Here is a 19,751-nt window from a genome sequence, read left to right as displayed (position 1 = left end):
TGTCAGATAGAATTTAGATGTTTAAATAGAACGCAGTGGGATATAAAGTTGGTTATTAAGAACTCCGTAATTGTCAGTGGTGCATATTCTCTGAACGTAGGAATTAATTCAGAATATGAGCTGTATACTAATAGAAAATAAGTGTTGTTTTATGACTAAGCAAAAAAATATGCAGAGATTTCCATTATCTTTTGAAATTCTATTAATTAAATTTATGGTATACTAATTTCTGCATGTCATTGCCTAGAACCGTGATAGAAATCCGATTACTAATTGTGGTTATGACTGCTCGCTCAGACGTTATGTCTAGCGGGCCTTATTCTTGTCTAGCCTTACAAAGGCTATATATTCGTTCATGAATGGTGCGGATAATGACTAAATGAATGAATCCCTACAGAAGGAGGGGAATCTTGATGATCTCATTACATCAAGTGAGTAAGACGTTTGTTACATCGAACAGTCGTTTCCAAGCGGTTGATGCGGTTTCACTCGATGTGGGAGCGGGAGAGATACATGGCATCATCGGAAGCAGTGGTGCAGGGAAATCAACTCTCTTGAGGATGATCAATCTGTTGGAAAGACCAGACGAGGGGACTGTTATCGTAGATGGTGAAGATCTGACTTCAATGACCGCTAAGCACCTCCGGGAAGCCCGCAGATCGATGGGGATGATCTTTCAGTCTTTCAATCTGGTTAACAATCGAACGGTAAGTGGCAATGTCGCTATACCGCTCGAAATGGCAGGGATACCGAAGAAGGAGCGCTCAGAGAGAGTTCGAGAGTATTTGGACTTTGTAGGGATTGTGGATAAGGCAGATGAATATCCATCTCGTTTAAGCGGAGGTCAGCAACAACGAGTAGCTATCGCTAGAGCGCTTGTGAGTCGCCCGAAGGTGTTGCTGTGTGATGAACCGACATCTTCCTTAGATCCGCAAACGACTATAGGCATCCTCGATGTGTTGAAACATATTAATCGTACTTTTGGAGTTACGGTCGTTATAGTAACACATGAGATGAATGTGGTTACTAGCATGTGTACGACCGTTTCGGTGATGGAGAACGGTAGCTTGATTCATACGTTCAAGGCGGATAAGGGGAATACCATTTCGTCTGAGGATTTATCCAGAATGACTGCGACACAGACAGGGGTTAAAGTGGGGGAGACTTATGTTTGACTATATCATGCAATATCAGTCTGAGATATGGCATGCAATTGGTGAGACGTTTATGATGGTAGGGATTTCGATAGCTGCAGCCCTTGTGTTGGGACTTCCGGTTGGGACATTATTATATTTGTGCAGAAAAGGCCAAATGTATGAGAATCGTGTTCTATTCGCTATTCTGAATATCCTCGTTAATGTTGTTCGATCGTTTCCATTTCTACTACTCGTAGTATTCTTGATTCCATTTACTCGATTCGTAGTAGGAACAGCCATAGGTACGCTTGCAGCGTCTGTCCCCTTATCTATCATGGCTATTGCTTATTACTCCAGATTAGTTGAGCAGTCCCTCTTAGAGGTACCTAAAGGCGTAATAGAAGCGGCTTCATCGATGGGGGCATCAACATTGCAGATGATCGTCAAATTTCTCTATGTGGAAGCACGTTCAGGTCTTATGTTAGGATTGACCACGTCTACAATTAGTTTCATCTCTTATTCAACTGTGATGGGAATTGTAGGTGGGGGCGGCATTGGCGATTTCGCCATCCGATATGGATATCAAAGGTTTGAGACGGAAATCATGATATTTACGATTATTATCATGCTTATTTTGGTGCAGGCTATCCAGTATACGGGTAGCTTTATGGCGAGGGTATTAGATAAAAGATAAGCAATTAGACAACGGAGGTAATTCAGATGAAAAGAAACAAACAAATGATGATCATTACAATGGTCGTATTCATGCTAGTGATTGCGGGATGCGGACAGAACAAGAACAAGGCAGAGGTGAGCGCATCAGAAGAAGTTACTTTGAAAGTAGCGACGCTTATTCCACCTATGACAGAAGTATTGGATATCGTAAAACCGATGTTGAAAGAAGATGGTATCAATCTTGAAATCGTCGTACTGACAGATAACGTTCAACCTAACAATGCTTTAGCAAATAAGGAAGTTGACGCTAACTTTTTTCAGCATGTTCCCTATATGAAGCAGTACAATGAGGCCAATAATAGTGAACTGGTACCCGTGCAATCAATCTATAACGCCATTTATGGTGCATACTCCAAGAAATATAAGAACATTGAGGAGTTACCTGAAGGAGCAACGATTGCGATCGCGAATGACCCTTCGAATATCGGTCGTTCACTTGTCATGTTTGAGAAAAACGGCTTGATCAAGTTAACAGAAGGCGTGGGAATCAAGGCAACGCAAGCAGACATCATTGAGAACAAGAAGAATTTCAAATTCAAAGAAGTGGATTTGTTAATGTTGGCACGTACATTAGATGATGTTGATCTTGTTGCCATGACGCCAGCGTATGCTAAACCGCTTAACCTGACACCTAAGAAGGATGCTTTGATTACAGAAGGCGATGATTCTGATTTCGTCATTACCTTAGTCGCTCGTAAAGATAATGTAGATTCAGAACCGATTCAGAAGCTAGCTAAGAGAATGACTAGTCCTGAAGTGAAACAATTCTTCAAAGATAACTACGATGAAATTGCTGTACCTGCATTCTAATAATTGCCAACTATAATATGAAATATAAATTTCCACAGGAAATAAAAAAGCGGCTGTTCCGTCAGTAGACAAATCTACTATGGAACAGCCGCTTTTATATGTGATATTTATCGTATAAGTGCTGAGGCTTACAATTCTGGTACGTACAATCCGAGTCCATCTGCGATCCGCTGTCCATACTCTGGATCGGCTTTATAGAAGTGACCGATTTGACGAAGCTTAATCTCATCTTTATCTACAGGAGTCATAGCACCTACGATGTTCTGAACTAGACGGGTACGTTCATCTTCACTTAGAAGACGGTATAAGTCACCGGCTTGCGAGTAATGATCAGCTTCATCATAGGCTACGCTATCCGCTTGACCGGATACTTCAAAGGCTACAGGTTGATGTTTAGGTGATTCTGTAGCACCACCGTAGCTATTCGGTTCATAATATACGGAACCTCCGCCATTGTTATCAGGACGCATAAGTCCATCACGTTGATTATTGTTTACTTTTGCATGCGGGCAGTTGATAGGCAACGCATTATGGTTCGCACCCACGCGATAACGATGTGCATCTCCGTATGCGAACAGACGACCTTGAAGCATTTTATCTGGAGAAGCCTCGACACCCGGTACGAATGAGCCAGGAGAGAACGTTGCTTGTTCCACTTCAGCGAAATAGTTGTCTGGGTTGCGATCGAGGACCATCCGACCTACTTCGATAAGTGGGTAGTCTTTCTGGGACCACACTTTAGTAACATCGAATGGATCGAAACGATACGTATTCGCATCTGCTAGTGGCATAATTTGAACATGTAGCTTCCAGACAGGGAAATCGCCTTGGTCTATGGCATTGAATAGATCCTCTGTATGGTAATCAGGATTATCAGCTGCAAGTTTGGCAGCAAGCTCAGTGTTAAGATTCTTGATTCCTTGTTCTGTCTTGAAGTGATATTTAACCCATACCGCTTGGCCTTCAGCATTCACCCACTTGAACGTATGACTTCCAAATCCATGCATATGTCTTAGGGTTGCAGGGATACCACGATCGGACATGAGAATAGATACTTGGTGCAAAGACTCAGGAGATAAAGACCAGAAATCCCATACGGCATTTGGACTTTTCAGATGTGTCTGAGGATGACGTTTCTGTGTATGAATGAAATCAGGGAATTTAATGGCGTCACGGATGAAGAATATCGGTGTGTTGTTACCTACCAAGTCATAGTTGCCTTCTTCTGTATAGAACTTTAGAGCGAATCCACGTGGGTCACGCACCGTATCAGAAGATCCAAGCTCACCGGCAACGGTAGAGAACCGAGCGAACATAGGCGTACGTTTTCCTACAGTGTTAAGAAATGCAGCTTTCGTATATTTGGATAAGTCATTAGTAACTTCGAAGTAACCGTGTGCTCCAGCGCCTTTGGCATGAACAACACGTTCTGGAACACGTTCTCTATTGAAATGCGCCAATTTCTCTAGGAGATGCACATCTTGAATTAATACGGGACCACGTGGACCTGCTGTCAATGAGTTCTGGTTATCTCCTACAGGAGCACCCCAACTGGTTGTAAGATTATTGTTAGTCATAATAATAGAATCACCTCATAGGATAGTTTGTAAAAGCTGGATTGTTAATACCGATCACATGTGGTTAAACAATCTTTCATATCTATATGATAACAACTTTCAAAATATAATCAATACTTTTTTATAATGATTATAAATAAGGATTATAGATGTAGTTATATAGTGTCTATTAAAAAGAAAACCGTAAGACTCTTAAAGAGTCTTACGGTTGTTTGGTGCTGACCATAATAATTCGATTTCCTCCAACGTCTTGCCCTTCGTCTCGGGAATAACACGCCAAGTGAATAGGAATGTAATCAAGGACATTGCACCGAAGATCCAGAACGTAATTCCAGGTCCTATAGATCCAAGCATCGGTGGGAACGATTGGGATACGATATAATCTGCTGCCCATAATGCCATGGAAGCAATGGCTGTAGCTTTCCCTCGAATTCGGTTCGGAAAGATCTCAGACATAATGACCCATACGACGGGTCCTAGCGATATGGCGAAGGAAGCGACATACAGCAATATGAAGATCAGAACCCAAGGTCCTGAGGTATTTCCTGTTTGAAAAGCAGCACCTATCACAATCAGACAGATCATCATCGATCCTGAACCAACTAATAGCAGTGCTTTACGTCCAACTTTATCGATGAGCCAAATGGCCAGAATCGTGAATAGGAAATTGACCAAACCTACAAGAATCGTCTGGGTCAACGCAGTGTTGGTACCTGCACCTGTTGCCTTAAAGATTTCCGGTGCATAGTACATGACTGCATTTATTCCTGTAATCTGTTGTAGAACCGCGATTACAACACCAACGATGAGTGCCATGCGTAGTCCTGGTTTGAATAGTTGGCGGATTGATCCGCTTTCCTGCTCGAACGACTTCTTAATATCGACGACTTCCTTCTTCGCTAATGCTTCACCGTGAATTCGAAGTAGAATAGGCAATGCTTCGGCGGGTCTTCCTTGCTTAATCAACCATCTAGGGCTTTCAGGAACGAAGAAGAGTAGAATTAGAAATAGTATTCCCGGAACGGCACCTACTCCGAACATCCAACGCCAAGCAGTGCTAATACCCCAAGCGGCATCTCCAGAATTGGAAATCCACAAGTTAATGAAATAGGTAATGAAGATACCGGTTACGACAGCAAGCTGATTTAATGCGACGAGACGTCCACGATACTTCGCAGGTGCTATCTCGGCATTGTAGAGTGGACATAGGGTAGAGGTAATCCCTATACCAATTCCACCTATCATACGGGCTATAACATAAAGTGAGAACGTATCTGAAAGTCCAGAACCGAGGGAACCGATAATGAATAGGATGGCTGCGCTAATCAGGATTTTTTTGCGACCGAATTTATCACTCAATACCCCTGAGGATGCTGCTCCAACAATACAACCTATAATTAGACTGGATACGGCCCAACCTACCTGTAGCTGACTTAATTGAAAATGGTCCCCCATAAAACCGATGGCACCCGACACAACTGCTGTATCAAAACCAAATAATAATCCGCCCAAAGCGGATACAATAGACACTAGAATAACAAATTTCATACTAACGTGTTCATGTTGTTTCTCTATTGTACTCTCCAACTTAAGTTAACTCCTCTCCAGATTACCCTTTAAAAACGAACTCATTGTATCACGGATAATCGGTGTCTTAGGAAACAAATCCCTTCACTTATCGGTGTTCTTCCCGCATTTAATTCATAATATCTATTTATGGCCTTATGATGATGCTGAATTAGCACAAATATGTCTAAGCAACACAAAAAAGTCCATGTTCAAGGACATGGACCTTTACGATTTAGTCTGACCACGGAATTCACTTGCGGTGATTCCGGTCACTTTTTTAAATACACGGCTGAAATAGTTGGGATCGTTATAACCTACTTTGTAGCATACTTCCTTGAGGCTTAGATGATCTGAGCTCATTAGGATTTTGGCTTTATCGATCCGTAAATTGGTTACATAATCAATAAATGTGCTTCCCGTTTGTTGTTTGAATATTTTACTGAAATAGTGGGGGTTGAGATGGACGAAATCCGCAACTTCTTCAAGAGATAAATCCTCCGTGAATCTTTCTTGTATGTATCCTTGGGCTCTGTCGAGGACCGTTAACGTTTGTTTCTCACGTTCTTCCCGGATATGGTGCAAGGCGGATATGACATACGATCTATGAGTAGATTCAGCAGTGAAAGAATGGCTCTCTGATTCCGATAGGGGATGAACAACCGCCTGTTTCAATTCATCAAAGTGACAGACGTTTCCCTGATGGGCGTCGTAGGTAGATGCAAATACGGCTTCAAAATAAGATTTGCGAAACCCGTCCGCACCACTTCCAAGGGTTCCAATTCCGATGGACACTTCATATTGAAGCTGACGTTCTGTCAGCATAGCAAGTTTCTCTCCGAACCGTTTGGTTTGCTCTCTCCATAGATCCTCCTGAATACGGGATTCTTTTCCTAAGAAAATCGCCATATGACGTTCGATTAATGAACTTATGATACAGCTCGATTCATTGGTTTTGGCGAAACTTCGGATGATGTCGTATATTTTCTGATGGGACTGTGAGTGAGCGTGTTCAGGGAATGCAACCACAATCGCACATCCTTGCGCAAGAGGAAAGTCGAGCCATTCGGATAATTGTTCAGCATCGGTATCCAATGTCTGATCGACCATGAACATTAATGAGAGTTCATTCTCGACCAGCGGTAATAACTGCGACAATTTATGCTTGAGTTCTAGCACATCCTGGCGCCTTTGCTTCTCAACCTTTATTTCTGAGATTAGTTCCTCGAGGACCGTTACGATTTGTTCACGTTTGGCTGGCTTAAGAAGGTATTCCTTCACGCCAAGTGTTAGCGCCTCCTTGGCATATGCGAAGTAATCATAAGCTGTGACTAAGACGAACTTTGTATCAGGAAGTCGTTCTTTAATCTCTCGTATGGCAGCCAAGCCTTGTATACCTGGCATATTGACATCCATCATCACGATATGGGGTCGATGTTCTTCCGCTCGCTCAATCGCCGTTCGCCCATTATCCGCATGAATCACCTGAAACGTATCAGGCATCATACGTTGAATGATCCATTCCAGTCCTTCACGTTCTAATGCTTCATCATCCGCGATCAATATCCGATACATGTTGGTGTTCTTCCTCCTTTCTAGGTGGAATGAGGATAGTAATGGTTGTTCCTCGCCCTGGTGCACTATGAATATTCACAAGATTCTGTTGCCCATAGAATAATTCCAGACGTTTGAACACATTTTTGGTGCCGAGGCCTGTGGAGTGTTCCTTCTCAGGGCCTGCTTCCATTCGCAGCAAGGATTGTTTGGTTATCTCGTTCATTCCGCACCCGTTGTCCGATAGTGTAACAAGTACACCACCGTCCGGAACTCTACCTATTTCAAGACGGATGATAGCCCCTTGTTCCATTCCTTGTATCCCATGTAAGAAAGAATTCTCTAGGATAGGCTGTAGGGTTAAGGCAGGAATGGATACTTGTAACGTAGATTCATCGATGTCTAGTTCGAACGAAATACGATCTCTAAACCGAGCTTGCTGAATCGTAAAGTATTCTTGCACCATGGCTAACTCATCTTGTAGCGTCACGGGTTGGTCTAAATTCCGCAGATTATAGCGCAGGAGATTCGACATAGATACGATGAGATCACTTGTCTTCTCTGCACCTTCGAGTAAGGCCAATCGAGACAGAACATTTAATGTGTTAAAAAGAAAATGTGGATTCATCTGGTTCTGTAATGCTTGTAACTCCAATTCTTTGATAAGTTTCTCTTGTTGTATGTTTGCTTTATCTTTCTCGATAAAGACTAAGAGGTCGCTCGTCATTTGTTCAAAAGCTCCTGACAATATGCCAAGCTCATCATCAGATCGTGTCGTAAGAGGTTGAACATGCAGATCACCTTTGGAGATCCTTCTTGCCATACCGACAAGTTGACTGACCGGGATGGTGATGCTTCGAGAGATCCAGTAAGCGAGGACAATACTGATCAGCGTATTGATAACAAATATAGCTGAACTTAAGTAATTCATACGTGTATTTTCTTGTTGAATTTCTCGATAAATGGGTTGATAGAAGCTAATCTCTGAATCAACAAGTCGTTGCGCTTCTGCACGAATAAAACCAGTTGTTTGCTCTGCATCCTCGTAATGGGCAAATGCAATGCGTGGCGTTTGTGCTTTGCTTGCTGCAATGGCGGCGCTCATCTGCTCCTTGAGTGTCTCCAGCATATGGACATAACTTGTCATATCTGATGGTGCGAGAGAGGGACTCGAAATGCCCGAGAGAATGGCACGTACATGCTCTAGGTTATTCTGCTCTTGTTCTAGTTCAGTAGCGTTACTATCTTCAGTATGGATCAAATCACGATAAAGCAACCTAAGATTAAGATCTGCACTTTGGGAGGATTGTTTATACATAAGGATTCGTTCCATCATAATATCGTAGCTTTGTTGAACAGTTTTTCCGCTTTCATATAAGAAGAAAGTCACTAAATTGACGAGAAGGACTAGTAATGGAATAAACAGGAGTAACTTTTTGCGAATCGTCATGGGCAACGGGTCCCATCTTTAGCACTGGATGTATTAGGGTCCAGTACTGTAATTGCCGTGAAATGTTGCTGTTGTTGAGTATGGCCCTGGAAATATTCATGGACCAGTGATATAGCGTCATATCCCATTCGGCTAGGCTGTTGCACAATGGTCGATAGGATCTTGCATTGCTTAATACGTGTTTTCGTCTCGTCCAAATCATCAAATGCGAATATGGTAATATCTCGTAATGGGACACGCTGAGTCGCTTCTAAGATGCCAAGTCCATCGAGTGAGCTAAGACCAACCATATAGCGAACTTTTGGATGATTTAACAGGATGTCCTCTGCTTGCTCAGCAGCTTGAAGACGAGATATATTAGATGACCTGACTTCGACAATCGTGAGATCTTCATGTTGGTTGATGACCGAACGGAAACCTTGTAGACGTTGTTGTTGATTGAAGGACATCTCATTTCCAATCAACACACCGATACTACTGGCTTGAGTACCGGTTGCTTGAACGACAAGTTCGCCCATTCTTTTCCCAGCCACATAATTATCTGTGCCCACATAAGACAATCTTCCACTTCCAGGTTCATCGGTATCTATAGTGATTATAGGAATTCCTTGGTCCATGGCTTTATCAATTAACGAACGATATATGGGGTCATTGATTCCTTGAATCAAGATAGCATCTGCTTTGGCAGCGATCGCTTTCTCTAATAGAATCATTTGTTCATCAGGATTGATGCGGAATGGCCCGATGTATTCAAGATTCATGTCATATTTCAGAGAGGCCCTACGTGCTCCTTCTTCAATAGAACGCCAGTAGGGATTGTCCAATTCTTGAGAGATCAATACGACATGACGAGCGGCAGAATCATTGTTAGGTATGGATTTCAAGGGTTGTATTAATTCGCGAATATGTAACATAGAGAACAAGAAACCTAGCATTAAAGTAGCAAATATAACAAATAAAATCACAATGCTTAGGTTCCATTTTCTGTTTGACATGATGTAACTCCTTAGTAACACTCTTAGTATGCACATTATACTAGAAACATGGAGTAAACCCAAAAGATACCCATGATCCAAGAGTGGTCGAGCGAAAAAATGGAGGTAAATGTATTGCGCTGAAGCGAAAAAGCGAGATTTAACCCTTGGTTTACTTGGGATAAAGCGAAGTAAGCGCTCTTAAATAACTGTGTATTTTTTCCTATATCTATTCTATTATAGAAGGGTAACTCGTAAGAGTTACAAAGTATAACATTGAGGGGAATGGAATAGTTGATGAAAAAGATTTTGAAAAATAAAGTTCACCAAATGGTAGCATCGTCTTTAGCTTTAAGTGTGTTGCTAGTACCTATCGGAGGTACTTTTGTTTCCGCAGCGGAATCAGACAACTCGTCTCTTAAGTTAAGAATTATGGAGACAACAGACATTCACACAAATATGATGTCTTATGATTATTATAAAAGTGCTGTTGCCCCTACAGTAGGACTTGCACGAACGGCAACAATCGTTAAAGAAGCACGGAAAGAGAATCCTAACACACTTTTAGTAGATAATGGGGACTTAATTCAAGGAACTCCGCTTGGAACTTACAAAGCACTTATAGCTCCAATTAAGAAAGGTGAAGTTCACACGGTATATAAAGCTATGAATCTTATGGGATACGACATAGCAACATTCGGTAACCATGAATTTAACTATGGTCTGGATTACTTAGATAATGCGATCAAGGGAGCTAACTTCCCTTATGTTAATGCTAACGTATTCGTGGACGATAAAGATAAGAATCCAGATAATGATGTGAATCGGTACAAGCCTTATCAGATTCTTACCAAAACATTTACAGATGAAGCAGGCAAAGAGCAGACGCTAAAACTCGGTGTGTTAGGTCTAGTGACTCCGCAAATCACGGAATGGGATAAAGCTAGTCTTGAAGGCAAAGTTATTACCAAAGACATCGTAGCTACGGCAGAGAAATTCGTGCCTGAGATGAAGGCGAAGGGTGCAGATCTTATTATCGTAATGTCTCACTCAGGATTTAATGGTAATGCGCAAGCGAGCGTAAATGCAGAAGATGCAATTCTACCTTTAAGTAAAGTTCCTGGAATTGATGCCATTACGTTCTCGCATACGCATAAAGTATTCCCTGCTGTAAGTGAGAAGGCTTTGGACAACCTTTTCAAAGATAGCACAGGTAAATTGTACCCTGGTGTAGATAATGCCAAGGGAACAATAAACGGTGTTGCAGCCGTTCAAGCAGGATACGGTGGTGCTAACCTAGGCCTTATCGATCTATCACTTGAGAAACAAGAAGGCAAATGGGCTGTCAAATCTACACAATCTTCAACTAGAGCTATTTATGATGCTGTAGCTAAGAAATCGACGGTAGAACCAGATCAAGCGATTCTAGATGTAATAACTGAGGATCACGAAGCAACGATTAAATACGCGAACAGTCCAATTGGTACGACGGCTTCACCTATTCATAGTTATTTTGCACTTGTACAAGATGATCCTTCCGTTCAGATTGTGACGAATGCTCAGAAAGATTACGTAAGTGACTATATTAAGAAGAACCTTCCTAAATACGCGCAAACACCAATCTTATCCGTTGGAGCTCCTTTTAAAGCGGGACGTAATGGTGTAGAAGAGTACACTGATATTGCAAAAGGTCCATTAGCGATTAAGAGTGCAGGCGATCTTTACTTGTATGACAATACGCTTAAAGCTATTCTTGTAAAAGGTTCGGTTGTTAAGGAATGGTTGGAAATGTCAGCAGGCAAATTCAATCAGATCGATCCAACCAGCAAAGAGGAACAGCCATTATTGAATTCTGCATTCGCTGTGTACAATTTCGACGTTATTGATGGGGTAACTTATCAAGTGGATGTCACACAACCAGCTAAATACACAGCAGATGGAACTGTGAATGCAGCTACATCTAATCGTATCATGAACCTTCAATACGAAGGTAAAGCTGTGAATCCGGATCAAGAATTCGTTATTATTACGAACAACTACCGTGCAAGCGGTGGCGGTAACTTCCCTGGTGTCAAAGGAAGTACTTATATCATTGATAGTCCAGATGAGAATCGTCAGATTCTGATGGATTATATTTCAGCGAATAAAGAGATTAACCCTTCTATTGATAACAACTGGTCGATCGCACCAATTAACGGTGATGTGAAGGTTACGTTTACTTCTTCTCCAAAAGCGGAAGCATTTGCTAAGTTGACAACTAACATCAAATATTTGAATAAAACAGATGACAAAGGATTTGGAATCTTCTCTATTGATTTGAGCAAGACAAGCACTACACCGACAACACCAAGTACACCAGATGAATCTACAGTACCAGCTACTCCAGTAGACTCTTCTGCACAAACAGATAAATTAGTGAATCTACTAAAAGAGATGCTTAAGTCCTTGTAGGACTTAGATTGAATTAATAATGTATAACGGATAGAATCCATTCTAATGGAAAAGAGAAGCATGTAGCCCTAGTATCATAAGATACTGGATTACATGCTTTTTTTGTGTGGTCAGGACACTCGTATAAATCCGAACAACATTATGATTGCAGGGTTCGACTAATTTCATTTTTTGTTGACAAATATCGACCGATCTTATAGGATGAACTCAAACAGCTAAAAGGGGACTATTTCATATGAAAAGAAGTTTATCGTTCGTATTATCTATCGTTTTGTTGGCAATTATGTTAGCTGCTTGTGGGGATAATGGATCAAAAGACGAACAATCAAGTGAAAAACCGGAAACTCAGGCAAAAGGGAAAAAGATTGCTTTGGTGTTACCTGAAAAAATAGGAGTTAATCCATTTTTCGTTCAAATGGATGAAGGGTTCAAAAAGGCTGGTGCAGAATTCGGTGCTGAAGTGAAAACGATCGAATCAAGTGATCCTGCTGCATTTGAACAAAACCTGCGTGCAACTGTCGCTGAGAACTATGATTTGATTATTACAGCAACGTTCCAAGCAGAAGATGCTTTGAAGAAGGTCGCTGCAGAGAATCCAAATAAACCATTTGCAATTGTTGATACGATTGTAGATCTACCTAATGTTCGCAGTGTTGGTTTTAAAGAATATGAAGCTTCTTATTTACTTGGGGCAACAGCTGGGCTATCTACCAAGACAAATAAAGTAGGTATGGTCGCAGCAGTAGATATTCCTTTGATTAAGAAGTATACAGAAGGGTTCAGAGAAGGATTGAAAACAACCAATCCAAATGCTGAATTTCTTGTGAGCTATGTAGGGGGATTTAACGATCCAGCTAAAGCGAAGGAATTGGCGTTGGTACAGTTCGGTAATGGAGCTGATTTCATCGCAGGCGCAGCAGCAACAGGAGACCTTGGTGTATTCGAAGCTGCGAAAGAAAAAGGCTTCTATACTTCAGGAGTAGATGTGGACCGTACCGTGATTGATCCAGAGCACATCGTGATGTCACTGTTGAAATCAACGGATACCGTGACTTACGAGACAGTAAAAGATTTCGTGAATGATAATTTCGAATATGGTGCAGTGAACTATGGCTTGAAAGAAGACGGTGTTGGTTTGACATTTGTAACTCGTGAGAGCGTGTCTCCACTTAGTCCGTTTATTGGTCAAGAAGTTATCGATCAGGTGAAGAAAATTAAAGACGATATTGTAGCAGGTACAATTACAGTTACGAATCCGTTGCAACCATAGTAGATAGCAGAAATGTAAGGATGGGAATTCATTACCGGCTGCCAGTAGGGGGCCGGTTTTGGTGTCAATATGATTGATATGAACAAGCGGGGATAGAAGGGGGAGCACGGTTATGCTGTTGCAGATGAAGAACATAACGAAGCATTATGGTAATGTTACCGCTAATCAGGCTGTGAACTTCGATCTGGGTGAAGGTGAAGTACATGCACTAGTTGGCGAGAATGGCGCAGGTAAAACGACGCTAATGCGTATTCTGTACGGGATGGAGCAGCCATCATCTGGATCGGTACAGGTGAAGGGGAATAACGTATCCTTCGATAATCCTGCAAGTGCCATGGCGAGCGGAATTGGAATGGTGCATCAGCATTTCATGCTATTTCCTTCTTTCACAGTTGCAGAGAATATCGTGATCGGTCGAGAGCCTACTGTAGGTGGCGTATTTGACCGTAACAAGGCAGCTGCTCTTGTAGAGGAGCTAGGAGAGAAATATGGGATGCCGGTCGATCCGTGGGCTGTCGTATCAGAATGTCCAATGGGCATGCAACAACGAGTTGAGATCCTTAAGGTACTATACCAGGGTGCAGATATCATTATCTTGGATGAACCAACTGGGGCTTTGACTCCACTGGAAGTTAAAGAACTGCTTGTAAATATTAAATCCCTTGCCCTTCAAGGTAAGAGTTTCATCATCATCACCCATAAGCTTCATGAGGTGATGGAGGTATCGGACCGTATTACCGTATTGCGTGATGGACAAGTAACAGGAACGCTTGCAGCGTCAGATACGGATGTAGAGCAATTGTCTCGCTTGATGGTGGGAAGAGAGCTTGTCTCCATCGTGAAGAAGGATGTAGAGCCTGGTGAAGCTGTCCTTGAGGTCAAAGGCCTTGGCATTCGTGGACCCAAGGGTAAAGCTCTTCTGAAGGATATCCATCTTGAGGTTCGAGCGGGTGAAGTTGTCGGTATCGCTGGAATATCGGGGAATGGTCAATCCGAACTCATACAGGCTATCTCAGGATTACGCTCTATAGATGAAGGAAAGGTTCAACTCTCTGGAGTTGATATCCAAGGGATGGATGTTCGCGATATTCGTGAACAGGGACTTGCTCATATTCCTGAAGACCGTTACCTCTGGGGGGCGGCTAAGGATGCGACGGTACTGGATAATGGACTGATGGGACACCATCATAAGCTTAAACGAAGAGGCTTAGTTAAAGGGAAAGAGGCACGTACCAAGGTAACTGAGTGGATTAAGCAGTTCGGTATTAAAGCAGGCACGGTTGATAATAATGTCCAGAACTTATCAGGTGGTAATCTACAAAAGCTGATTGCTGCACGTGAATTTGCACATGATTCACATTTACTTATTGCGGCTGAACCAACCCGTGGGGTTGATATTGGAGCGATGGAGATCATTCATACCGAGCTGATTCGTAAGAGAGATGCTGGAGTTGGTGTTCTACTTGTATCCTCGGAATTGACTGAAATTCTTCAGTTGTCCGATCGGATTGTCGTGATGTATGAAGGAGAAATTGCAGGAGAGATATCGGCAATGGATGCGACTGAAGAGAAGATCAGTCTGCTGATGTCAGGGGGGAATCGACAGACATGAGTATTATCAAACAAAGTCTACGTGGACTAATACAACCATTAATAGCGGTTATTATTGGTCTAATTGCTGGGGCGATCGCCATTCTAGTCGTGGGTGGATCTGTAACAGAGACTTATATGGAAATGTGGAAAGGCGCATTCGGTAGTTTCTACTTCACTACGAATACGTTAGCTAGGGCTACACCCATTATCTTAGCTGGTCTCGGAGTTGCGCTCGCATTTCGAGCAGGATTCTTTAATATGGGTGCCGATGGGCAGATGATTCTGGGAGGATTATCTGCGGCGCTTACCGCGATATATTTACCAGGTCCAGGTTGGTTGGTCTTAGTTGTCTCGATTATCGCTGGTATCGTAACAGGTGGACTATGGTCTTTCTTCGCAGGTTGGCTTGATGCGAAGTTCGGAATGAACTTACTAATAACGACGTTATTATTGAATTATATTGCTACGCTATTTGCAGGATACATGGTCGCTTATCCATTCATGGATAAGACAGGTTCTGCGGCTATGGCTCAGTCTGCGATGATTGACCAGAGTGTGTGGCTACCGAAGTTGTTTCAAGGCATGGGGCTTCATGCTGGGTTTATTATTGCTATTGTGGCTGCGGTGTTATTGTACTTCTTTATGAAGAAGACGGTCATGGGTTATGAAATTAGGATGTTAGGTAATAATCCTTTATTTGCTTCTTATGGCGGAGTAAAGCGGGGAAGAATGATGATGATTGCGATGCTTGTAAGCGGTGGACTTGCAGGTCTTGCAGGAGCGGGAGAGGTGCTCGGTACACAGTACCGGTTCCTTGATGGATCGATGACTTCAGCCAACTATGCGTGGAGTGGTATTATGGCAACGTTGCTTGCGAATTCACATCCAATCGGCACGGCAGTGGCAGCGATTCTGCTCGCAGCACTACAGACGGGAGCGATGGGTGTTGAACGTAATACCGATGTGCCATTGGAAGTGGCAAGTGTTATCCAAGCGGTATTAACATTGTTCGTATCCGCAAAGATAGGGTATGCAATCTGGAAACGCAGAAAGGGGAAAAAAACGAATGGAACAACTACTTGATGCGGCTCTATTCAGTTCCACGCTACGCGTGGTGACTCCCATTCTGTTAGCTGCTTTAGGCGGGGCAATTTGTTCGAGAGTAGGGCTGTTTAACGTAGCACTTGAAGGATTTGTCCTTGTGGGCGCATTCTCGGGAATCGTCGGTAATTATCTTTTCGGGAATGTATGGTTAGCTGTATTGTTCGCAGTATTGTGTGTGATGCTATTCTCACTCATCTTCGGTTATTTGAGCATTAACTTAAATGCTAATCCCATTGTCGTTGGGATATCATTGAACTTTCTAGCAACAGGTATGACGACCTTCCTATTACGAGCAATTTTTAATGTAAAGGGAGCTTATTACGATAATGAAATGGTGGGTCTACCGAAATGGGAAATTCCCTTGATCAAGGATATTCCATGGGTTGGGGATGTCATCTCTGGGCAAAGTCCGCTTGTATATTTAGCGTTCATTCTGATGTTCGTGCTACAATTCTATTTATTTAAGACGGTATCTGGTTTCCGACTACGTTCGGTTGGTGAGAATCCAGTAGCAGCTAAGAGTATCGGCATTAAGGTGCGGAAGCACCAGTACAGTGCGGTGCTTGCGTGTGGGGTATTATGTGGTTTGGCAGGGGCACAGTTGTCCCTTGGACAAGTTACCATGTTCACAGAAGGAATGACGGCTGGACGTGGATTCATAGCGCTTGTTGCTACGATGCTTGGACAGGCTAACCCTTTTGGCGTGATGGCCTCAAGTCTATTGTTCGGATTTATGGACGCATTCGGTATTCGGTTACAAGGACTTGCGATCCCATCGCATTTCACACAAATGTTACCTTATATCGTAACACTTATTGCAATGTTCTTCTTCAAAGATCGTAGCTATATGCAAGATGCTCTCAAAGCGGGCGGAAGTTCGCGTTAAAATATGAAGGATCCAGGAGGAACCCCTATGCATGGAAAGGCAGATCGTCTGAAAGGGGCCAAAGCGCCGAAGAATCAGCAACCCATAGATAGTTCACTACAGCATCGACTGCCTCCGGGTCAGTCCTTAACGGAGAAGTTCCCGATTCTGCACGAGGGAGAGGTGCCGGCCTATGATCTAGCAACTTGGAATCTTCGAGTGTTCGGGGAAGTTGAGGAAGAAAGAACGTTTACTTACGATGAACTGAAGAATATGCAGCAATCACGCGTTGTTTGTGATATTCACTGTGTGACTCGTTGGTCTAAGTTCGATGCACCATGGGATGGTGTTCTTTTTACGGACTTCTTGAAAGAGATTAAGGTAAATCCGGAAGCCAAGTACGTAATGATTCACGCTGATCCTGATTATGATACAAATATTCCCTTAGAGGATTTGATGAGGGAAGATATTCTGCTCGCTTTTGACTTTGATAGTAAGCCTTTAACGTTGAAACATGGATGGCCACTACGCCTCGTTGTTCCACACTTGTATTTCTGGAAGAGTGCGAAATGGATACGAGGGATTGAATTTATGAAGGAAGACCGCGAAGGCTTCTGGGAAAGAAACGGATTTCATAATACTGCAGATCCATTCTTAGAACAACGTTTCTCAGGTGAGAGTATACCTATTCCAGAAGATGAGTGGACACGAAAGGAGTTCGATTAAGATGTTGATGTCAATATTACAAGTGAATTCAGAGGATATTCCACCGTACGCGATTGTATGTGGTGATCCCAAGCGAGCTGAGATGATCGCTGGGAAATTAGAAGGAACAAGAGAGCTTGCATTTAGCCGAGAATACCGGACATTTACAGGCGAATATGAAGGCGTTAAGTTGGCCGTCGTTAGCCATGGTGTTGGTTCCGCTGGTGCGGCTGTGTGTTTCGAGGAACTCATACGCGCAGGAGTAAACACATTGATTCGAGTAGGAACAGCGGGTTCTTACTCACAGGATATTCCGGCTGGTAGCCTCGTTGTCAGTACCGCTGCAGTTCGTGCAGAGGGGCTTACTCGTCAGTTAGTACCAGAAGGTTTCCCAGCTGTTGGCGATAGTCAGGTAGTTAATGCACTATTTGAAGCTGCAAATGCGACAGCTGGTGTGACTGCCAAGGGAATCACGGTAGCACTGGATGCCTTCTTCACTGGTGTGGTTGAAATTCCTCATAAGCAGTACAAGCAGGCGGGGGCGGTTGCGGTTGAGATGGAAATCGCGGCATTGTACATCGTGAGTACGCTTCGTGGTGCCCGTGCAGGCGCAATCCTAGCGATTGATGGGTTTGCCGATGCAGAACTTTCAGAAGTATATGATCCGCATACCGATGCGGTGGCTAACGCAGTAGAGCGGGAGATTCAATCTGCTCTTCGTGCGATCGTGAGTCTTGCTCATGAAGATGCACAAGTTACCCATGCGTAGATGATCCTTCATCAAGCTACTTGAAATAGTGTTCATTAAGAAAGGCGTCTCTCATTTGTTTGAGGGACGTCTTTTTATAAATATAAGAAAGTATAAGTTTCACTTCATACTCTATTCCTTATATTTCCGCTGAAAAGGGTGCCGTCCTTGGAGAAGCGTAGCCGTTTCTACTTGATCTGCTCCTGTTGTTAAGATACTTCTGAATGGGTGGGATTTATCGTACACTGTGACGATATTTATAGAATGAAAGAACGCAATTCTGTTATAATATTTTCAATTATATTACATATTTAGTAATTGAGATGAAGTGGAAGCTTCATAGTTTCGAATGAATGGGGGGCTGGATGATAAGAGTAGACATCTGATCTGTAGGGGATGGGAACTTTGTTAATATGATTAGGGAGGGGATAATATGAAGAAAACAGGATCTAAATATATGATTATTATTTTTGCTGCTGTATTCATTGCATTGTTAGTATTGATCGCTGTAGTTAACAAGTCTCAGAGTTCTACAGCATTGGAAGGGTTGCCGAACTATACAGAAATCCGTGGAGAGATGAATCTTGCTGGGATTGATTATAGTAAGCAACCGCATTTAGGGAGTGGAACCACAGGGATACAGGTAGTGGAGTTGGCTGATTTTAAATGCCCTGCTTGTAAGAATTGGGACGAAACCTATTTCGAGAAATTAAAATCAGAATTTGTAGATACGAATAAGATTGATCTATATTTCATGAATTTCGCCTTTATTGATCGAGATTCCATTCTTGCTGCAGCTGCAGGAGAAAGTATTGCTTCACAGAATTACGATGCTTTCTGGCAATATAAAAGCTTACTATTTAAGAACCAAGGTGATGAGACACAAATCTGGGCAAATGAGAAATTTCTTCTTGAATTGGTGAAGGATAACATTACAGGCATCGATTACGATCAGTTCAAGAAAGATCTGGTCAATCACACACATGCTTTAGCTGTAAAAGAAGACTACAAAGTTGCTGGTTCTTTAGGAGTAAATGGTACGCCTAAATTTATGGTGAATGGTAAGTTACTTCCTAGTTCTTCATACGAAGAATTAGTGGCAGCGATTGAAGCCGAGGTTGCTAGCGGGAAATAAGGAATCAATGATATGACGGTTAAATGATGGGCACGCAGTATCTAATTCAAAAGGCGACTTACATTCAAAATTCGAATG

Annotated in this window: 16 protein-coding genes; 11 read left to right on the top strand and 5 right to left on the bottom strand. The window is 42.6% G+C overall.

The genetic code is table 11. The annotated features are described in order from the left end of the window. Positions 1-413 precede the first annotated feature (413 nt). The 3 genes from PGLA_RS21270 to PGLA_RS21260 all read left to right on the top strand — a co-directional run bounded on the left by PGLA_RS21270 (position 414) and on the right by PGLA_RS21260 (position 2,681). Positions 414-1,175, top strand: a complete 762-nt coding sequence (locus PGLA_RS21270; protein ID WP_068536767.1) for a methionine ABC transporter ATP-binding protein — start codon at positions 414-416, stop codon at positions 1,173-1,175. After that, on the top strand, positions 1,168-1,830 hold the full coding sequence (locus PGLA_RS21265; protein ID WP_068536764.1) for a methionine ABC transporter permease: 663 nt from the start codon (positions 1,168-1,170) through the stop codon (positions 1,828-1,830). The genes PGLA_RS21270 and PGLA_RS21265 overlap by 8 nt, the downstream gene beginning before the upstream one ends. Positions 1,831-1,901: 71 nt before the next feature. Beyond that, positions 1,902-2,681 carry a MetQ/NlpA family ABC transporter substrate-binding protein gene (locus tag PGLA_RS21260; RefSeq protein WP_483823623.1) on the top strand — a complete coding sequence of 260 codons (780 nt, stop codon included), beginning with the start codon at positions 1,902-1,904 and terminating at the stop codon, positions 2,679-2,681. Between the two features lie 128 nt (positions 2,682-2,809). Here the strand turns inward: PGLA_RS21260 and katA are convergent, their stop codons facing one another. The 5 genes from katA to PGLA_RS21235 form a co-directional block, all read right to left on the bottom strand. Beyond that, on the bottom strand, positions 2,810-4,258 hold the full coding sequence (katA, locus tag PGLA_RS21255) for a catalase KatA (protein ID WP_068536758.1): 1,449 nt from the start codon (positions 4,256-4,258) through the stop codon (positions 2,810-2,812). A gap of 192 nt (positions 4,259-4,450) precedes the next feature. Next, complete coding sequence (locus PGLA_RS21250) at positions 4,451-5,806, bottom strand: sugar porter family MFS transporter (RefSeq protein WP_068537143.1); 1,356 nt, start codon at positions 5,804-5,806, stop codon at positions 4,451-4,453. Between the two features lie 246 nt (positions 5,807-6,052). Next, positions 6,053-7,399, bottom strand: a complete 1,347-nt coding sequence (locus PGLA_RS21245) for a response regulator (RefSeq protein ID WP_068536756.1) — start codon at positions 7,397-7,399, stop codon at positions 6,053-6,055. Next, entirely contained in the window at positions 7,374-8,828 is a 1,455-nt protein-coding gene (locus tag PGLA_RS21240) for a sensor histidine kinase (RefSeq protein WP_068536754.1), read from the bottom strand. The genes PGLA_RS21245 and PGLA_RS21240 overlap by 26 nt, the downstream gene beginning before the upstream one ends. Next, positions 8,825-9,823, bottom strand: a complete 999-nt coding sequence (locus PGLA_RS21235; RefSeq protein WP_068536751.1) for a substrate-binding domain-containing protein — start codon at positions 9,821-9,823, stop codon at positions 8,825-8,827. Before PGLA_RS21235 ends, PGLA_RS21240 begins: the two co-directional genes overlap by 4 nt. Before the next feature lie 276 nt (positions 9,824-10,099). Between PGLA_RS21235 and PGLA_RS21230 the strand changes: the two genes are divergently transcribed. The 8 genes from PGLA_RS21230 to PGLA_RS21195 all read left to right on the top strand — a co-directional run bounded on the left by PGLA_RS21230 (position 10,100) and on the right by PGLA_RS21195 (position 19,673). Next, on the top strand, positions 10,100-12,253 hold the full coding sequence (locus PGLA_RS21230) for a bifunctional 2',3'-cyclic-nucleotide 2'-phosphodiesterase/3'-nucleotidase (protein ID WP_068536748.1): 2,154 nt from the start codon (positions 10,100-10,102) through the stop codon (positions 12,251-12,253). Between the two features lie 235 nt (positions 12,254-12,488). Further along, on the top strand, positions 12,489-13,523 hold the full coding sequence (locus PGLA_RS21225) for a BMP family lipoprotein (RefSeq protein ID WP_068536744.1): 1,035 nt from the start codon (positions 12,489-12,491) through the stop codon (positions 13,521-13,523). A gap of 112 nt (positions 13,524-13,635) precedes the next feature. Further along, a complete protein-coding gene (locus PGLA_RS21220) occupies positions 13,636-15,135 on the top strand; it encodes an ABC transporter ATP-binding protein (protein ID WP_068536742.1) in 1,500 nt (499 codons plus the stop codon). Continuing rightward, on the top strand, positions 15,132-16,199 hold the full coding sequence (locus PGLA_RS21215) for an ABC transporter permease (RefSeq protein WP_068536741.1): 1,068 nt from the start codon (positions 15,132-15,134) through the stop codon (positions 16,197-16,199). Before PGLA_RS21220 ends, PGLA_RS21215 begins: the two co-directional genes overlap by 4 nt. Continuing rightward, positions 16,183-17,106: an ABC transporter permease gene (locus PGLA_RS21210; RefSeq protein WP_068536739.1), complete on the top strand. Its 924-nt coding sequence runs from the start codon at positions 16,183-16,185 to the stop codon at positions 17,104-17,106. Before PGLA_RS21215 ends, PGLA_RS21210 begins: the two co-directional genes overlap by 17 nt. Before the next feature lie 27 nt (positions 17,107-17,133). Continuing rightward, positions 17,134-17,811: a sulfite oxidase-like oxidoreductase gene (locus tag PGLA_RS21205; protein ID WP_068536737.1), complete on the top strand. Its 678-nt coding sequence runs from the start codon at positions 17,134-17,136 to the stop codon at positions 17,809-17,811. A 1-nt stretch (position 17,812) separates the two neighbouring features. Further along, positions 17,813-18,559 (top strand): nucleoside phosphorylase, encoded by a 747-nt coding sequence (locus tag PGLA_RS21200; protein ID WP_068536735.1) that lies wholly within the window; start codon positions 17,813-17,815, stop codon positions 18,557-18,559. Positions 18,560-18,971: 412 nt separating this feature from the next. Further along, the gene (locus PGLA_RS21195) at positions 18,972-19,673 is read left to right on the top strand and encodes a DsbA family protein (RefSeq protein WP_068536732.1); all 702 of its coding nucleotides are present in this window, start codon (positions 18,972-18,974) and stop codon (positions 19,671-19,673) included. Positions 19,674-19,751 lie beyond the last annotated feature (78 nt).

Source organism: Paenibacillus glacialis, from assembly GCF_001637205.1.
Lineage (GTDB): Bacteria > Bacillota > Bacilli > Paenibacillales > Paenibacillaceae > Paenibacillus_AQ > Paenibacillus_AQ glacialis.
Note: the sequence above shows the minus strand (reverse complement) of the source record. Positions and strands in the feature narration are given on the sequence as shown.